Source organism: Pseudomonas sp. GM80 (assembly GCF_000282515.1).
In the GTDB taxonomy this organism is placed as follows: domain Bacteria; phylum Pseudomonadota; class Gammaproteobacteria; order Pseudomonadales; family Pseudomonadaceae; genus Aquipseudomonas.
The window spans coordinates 1-4934 of record NZ_AKJD01000217.1 but is presented as its reverse complement, the minus strand read 5'-3'; the positions used below and the strand labels follow the sequence as shown (position 1 = coordinate 4934).

General features: G+C 60.6%; 5 protein-coding genes. All 5 read left to right on the top strand.

What is annotated here, in order from left to right; translation table 11 throughout:
* Positions 1-246: 246 nt before the first annotated feature.
* The 5 genes from PMI37_RS27010 (at position 247) to PMI37_RS26990 (ending at position 4908) form a co-directional block, all read left to right on the top strand.
* Positions 247-1071, top strand: a complete 825-nt coding sequence (locus PMI37_RS27010; RefSeq protein WP_008087221.1) for an NAD-dependent epimerase/dehydratase family protein — start codon at positions 247-249, stop codon at positions 1069-1071.
* 29 nt (positions 1072-1100) lie between these two features.
* A complete protein-coding gene (locus PMI37_RS27005) occupies positions 1101-1994 on the top strand; it encodes an SMP-30/gluconolactonase/LRE family protein (RefSeq protein ID WP_008087217.1) in 894 nt (297 codons plus the stop codon).
* 55 nt (positions 1995-2049) lie between these two features.
* Positions 2050-3021 carry a TRAP transporter substrate-binding protein gene (locus tag PMI37_RS27000; protein WP_008087215.1) on the top strand — a complete coding sequence of 324 codons (972 nt, stop codon included), beginning with the start codon at positions 2050-2052 and terminating at the stop codon, positions 3019-3021.
* Positions 3022-3100: 79 nt separating this feature from the next.
* A complete protein-coding gene (locus PMI37_RS26995; protein ID WP_008087213.1) occupies positions 3101-3628 on the top strand; it encodes a TRAP transporter small permease in 528 nt (175 codons plus the stop codon).
* Positions 3628-4908: a TRAP transporter large permease gene (locus PMI37_RS26990; RefSeq protein WP_008087212.1), complete on the top strand. Its 1281-nt coding sequence runs from the start codon at positions 3628-3630 to the stop codon at positions 4906-4908. Before PMI37_RS26995 ends, PMI37_RS26990 begins: the two co-directional genes overlap by 1 nt.
* The last annotated feature ends 26 nt before the right edge of the window (positions 4909-4934 follow it).

The following is a 4934-nucleotide window of genomic DNA, read 5'->3' as shown; positions in this document are numbered from 1 at the left end:
GGCTTGCCAGCGATGGCGGCGGCAGATTCAACATTGATGTTGATCGAAACACCGCTTTCGCAAACAGGCTCGCTCCCACAGGGGAACCGCATTGCAAGGAGGGAATTGTGCTGAAGGAAAATCAATTGGCCTTCCGTCATTTACACCGAAAGTCGCGTTGACAAGTTCCGGAAATCCTACCGATACTTCAGCGCAGTCATACGACAACCTACAACAAACCTAATAACAAACGTGTAAGGGATTGCCATGACGTCTACCTCTGTTCCCCGCGCCCCGTTCAACCGTCTGCTGCTGACCGGCGCGGCCGGTGGCCTGGGCAAAGTTCTGCGCGAACGCCTGCGCCCTTATGCCAATGTCCTGCGTCTTTCCGACATTGCCGCCCTCACCCCGGCCATCGATGACCGTGAAGAAATCGTCCTCTGCGACCTGGCCGACAAACACGCCGTGCATCAACTGGTCGAAGGCGTCGACGCGATTCTGCATTTCGGCGGCGTCTCTGTTGAGCGGCCGTTCGAAGAAATCCTCGGCGCCAACATCTGCGGCGTCTTCCACATCTATGAAGCGGCGCGTCGGCATGGCGTGAAGCGGGTGATCTTCGCCAGCTCCAATCACGTCATCGGTTTCTACAAACAGGACGAGCCGCTCGACGCCAGCTCCGCCCGGCGCCCTGACGGCTACTACGGCTTGTCGAAGTCCTACGGCGAAGACATGGCCAGTTTCTACTTCGATCGCTACGGCATCGAGACCGTCAGCATTCGCATCGGCTCCTCGTTCCCCGAGCCGCAAAACCGTCGAATGATGCACACCTGGCTGAGCTTCGACGACCTCACGCAATTGCTCGAACACTCGCTGTACACGCCCAACGTCGGCCACACCGTGGTCTATGGCATGTCCGACAACAAGGACGTGTGGTGGGATAACCGCTTCGCCAGCCACCTCGGTTTTGAAGCGAAGGACAGTTCCGAAGTGTTCCGCGAAAAGGTCGAGGCGCAGCCGCTGCCCGCCGCCGATGATCCGGCGCGGATCTATCAGGGCGGCGCGTTTGTCGCTGCGGGCCCGTTCGGCGACTGATCGCTGCGAAACGACACAAAGGAATGAGTATGCAAGCCGAACTGATCGTCGATGCCCGCAATGCCGTGGGCGAAAGCCCGGTGTGGGTGCCGCAGGAAAACGCGCTGTACTGGGTCGATATTGCCAACGGCGGGTTGCAACGCTGGAGCGCCGACAGCGGCCATGTCCACGCCTGGAAAACCCCGGAGATGCTCGCCTGCATCGCTCGCCACAGCCGTGGCGGCTGGGTCGCCGGCATGGAAAGTGGCTTCTTTCATCTACAGCCGCACAGCGACGGCAGCCTCGACAGTGAGCGACTCGCCAGCGTCGAGCACGGCCGCAAAGACATGCGCCTCAACGATGGTCGCTGCGATCGTCAGGGCCGTTTCTGGGCCGGCAGCATGGTGTTGAACATGGGTCTGAACGCGCCCGAAGGTCGGCTCTATCGCTACGGTGCCGGGCAGTCTGGCGTGATTGCAGCGCAACTCGACGGCTTCATTGTGCCCAACGGCCTCGGCTTTAGCCCGGACGGCAAAACCCTGTACCTGTCCGATTCGCATCCCGACGTGCAATTGATCTGGGCGTTCGATTACGACACCGATACCGGCACACCGTCGAACCGCCGCATCTTCGTCGACATGAACCACTTCCCCGGCCGGCCCGATGGCGCCGCCGTGGACGCTGAAGGTTTCTACTGGATCTGCGCCAACGACGCCGGCCTCATCCACCGTTTCGCGCCGGATGGCCGGCTCGACTTCTCGCTGGCCGTGCCAGTGAAAAAACCGACCATGTGTGCCTTCGGCGGCAGCCGGATGGACACCCTTTTCGTCACCTCGATTCGCCCCGGCGATGACCACGATCCGCAATCCCTGGCCGGCGGCGTATTCGCCCTCAACCCCGGGGTCAAAGGCCTTCACGAACCCGTGTTTGACGATTCCCTGTAACACCTGCACCGCTGCGCCTTGAACAGAAAAATAACAAGACTGGAGACTGACCCCCATGTACTTCAAACGCACCTTGCTCGCCGTCGCTTTACCGCTCGCCTTCTCCCTCGCCAACGCCGCCCAGGCGCTGGAAATCAAGTTCGCCGACATTCACCCCGCCGGTTATCCGACCGTGGTTGCTGAAGAAAGCATGGGCAAAGCCCTGACCAAGGAAACCAACGGCGACCTCACCTTCAAGTACTTCCCGGGCGGTGTGCTCGGCTCGGAAAAAGAAGTCATCGAACAGGCGCAGGTCGGCGCGATCCAGATGACCCGTGTCAGCCTCGGCATCGTCGGCCCGGTGGTGCCAGATGTGAACGTGTTCAACATGCCATTCATCTTCCGCGACCAGGCACACATGCGCGCGGTCATCGATGGCGAAGTCGGCGATGCGATTCTCGACCGCATCACCAATTCCGAATTCGGTCTGGTGGCCCTGGCCTGGATGGACGGCGGTACGCGCAACATCTACACCAAGAAACCGGTGCGCAAACTCGAAGACCTCAAGGGCATGAAAATCCGCGTGCAGGGCAACCCGATGTTCATCGAAACCATCAACGCCATGGGCGGTAACGGCATTGCGATGGACACCGGTGAAATCTTCAGCGCCTTGCAAACCGGCGTCATCGACGGCGCGGAAAACAACCCGCCAACCCTGCTTGAACACAACCACTTCCAGAACGCCAAGTTCTACAGCCTGACCGGGCACTTGATCCTGCCCGAGCCGATCGTGATGTCGAAAATCACCTGGGAAAAACTCACCCCCGACCAGCAGACCCTGGTGAAGAAAGCCGCCAAGGCTGCGCAACTTGAAGAGCGCGCGCTGTGGGATGCGAAATCCGCCAGCAGCGAAGAAAAACTCAAGGCTGCCGGCGTCGAATTCATCACCGTCGACAAGAAACCCTTCTACGAGGCCACCGCCTCGGTTCGCGAGAAATACGGCGCGCCTTACGCCGATCTGATCAAGCGTATCGAAGCGGTGCAGTAACCCTCCCAGCCCTCAATGAAAGGCCCGGCAGCGCTGGCGTCAACCGACGTTAGCGGCTGCCCGGTTACGGTGGAACCCGATGAAGAATTCGCTGCTGCGCCTCAACGATGTTCTCTACATGACCTGTATCTGGATCGCCGGCCTGTCCGTACTGGCCATCGCCCTGATCATTCCCTGGGGCGTGTTCGCCCGTTACGCCCTCGGCACCGGTTCGAGCTGGCCGGAGCCGACCGCGATCCTGCTGATGATGGTCTTCACCTTCCTCGGCGCCGCCGCCAGTTATCGCGCCGGTGCACACATGGCCGTGGCGATGGTCACCGACCGTTTGCCACCGAACCTGCGCCGAACCATGAGCATCGTTTCGCAGCTATTGATGGCGACGATCTGCCTGTTCATGACCATTTGGGGCGCCAAGCTGTGCGCCTCGACCTGGAACCAGTTCATGAGCGCCCTGCCAACCTTGCGCGTTGGCATCACCTACATGCCGATCCCGGTGGGTGGCGCGCTGACGCTGGTGTTCGTTCTGGAAAAACTGTTGTTTGGCGACCAGAGCAACCGTCGGGTTGTGCGGTTCGATCTGGTTGAAGAAAGCGAAGGGGCTGCCTGATGGACGCATTGATTCTGCTGGGCAGTTTTATCGCTTTGATCCTGATGGGCATGCCGGTCGCCTACGCCCTCGGGCTGTCGGCGCTGATTGGCGCGTGGTGGATCGACATTCCGTTTCAGGCCTTGATGATTCAGGTCGCGGGCGGGGTGAACAAATTCTCGCTGCTGGCGATTCCGTTCTTCGTGCTGGCCGGGGCGATCATGGCCGAGGGCGGCATGTCGCGGCGGCTGGTGGCGTTTGCCGGCGTGCTGGTGGGTTTCGTGCGTGGCGGCCTGTCGCTGGTCAACATCATGGCCTCGACGTTTTTCGGTGCGATCTCCGGCTCGTCGGTGGCCGACACCGCGTCGGTGGGTTCGGTGCTGATCCCGGAGATGGAGCGCAAAGGCTATCCGCGCGATTTCTCCACAGCAGTGACCGTCAGCGGTTCGGTGCAAGCCTTGCTGACACCGCCGAGCCACAACTCGGTGCTCTATTCGTTGGCAGCCGGCGGCACCGTGTCCATCGCCTCGCTGTTCATGGCCGGCGTGGTTCCGGGCCTGTTGATGAGCGCGTGCCTGATGGTGCTGTGCCTGATCTTCGCGCGCAAACGCGACTACCCGAAAGGCGAAGTGATTCCGCTGCGTGAAGCCCTGAAAATCTGCGGCGAAGCGCTGTGGGGGCTGATGGCGATGGTAATCATCCTCGGCGGGATTCTCTCGGGGATCTTTACCGCGACCGAGTCGGCAGCGATTGCCGTGCTCTGGGCGTTCTTCGTGACCATGTTCATCTACCGCGACTACAAGTGGAGCGAACTGCCGAAGCTGATGCACCGCACGGTGCGGACGATTTCGATCGTGATGATCCTGATCGGTTTCGCCGCGAGCTTCGGCTACATCATGACCCTGATGCAGATCCCGGCGAAAATCACCACGCTGTTCCTGACCCTGTCGGACAACCGCTACGTGATCCTGATGTGCATCAACGTCATGCTGCTGTTGCTCGGCACGGTGATGGACATGGCGCCGCTGATCCTGATCCTCACGCCGATCCTGATGCCGGTGATTCTCGGCATCGGTGTCGATCCGGTGCAGTTCGGCATGATCATGCTGGTCAACCTGGGGATCGGGCTGATAACGCCGCCGGTGGGCGCGGTGCTGTTTGTCGGTTCGGCGGTGGGCAAGGTCAGTATCGAGAGCACAGTGAAGGCGCTGCTGCCGTTTTACGCAGTGCTGTTTCTGGTGTTGATGCTGGTCACCTACATTCCCGCCATTTCCCTGTGGCTGCCGCACTTGGTGTTGTAACAACCTGAAAGATCGCAGCCTTCGGC

Excerpts from the sequence above, each read along its gene's own strand:
- PMI37_RS27000 (WP_008087215.1), top strand. The coding sequence starts at position 2,050 with ATGTACTTCAAACGCACCTTGCTCGCCGTCGCTTTACCGCTCGCCTTC.
- PMI37_RS26990 (WP_008087212.1), top strand. The coding sequence starts at position 3,628 with ATGGACGCATTGATTCTGCTGGGCAGTTTTATCGCTTTGATCCTGATG.
- PMI37_RS27005 (WP_008087217.1), top strand. The coding sequence starts at position 1,101 with ATGCAAGCCGAACTGATCGTCGATGCCCGCAATGCCGTGGGCGAAAGC.
- PMI37_RS27010 (WP_008087221.1), top strand. The coding sequence starts at position 247 with ATGACGTCTACCTCTGTTCCCCGCGCCCCGTTCAACCGTCTGCTGCTG.
- PMI37_RS26995 (WP_008087213.1), top strand. The coding sequence starts at position 3,101 with ATGAAGAATTCGCTGCTGCGCCTCAACGATGTTCTCTACATGACCTGT.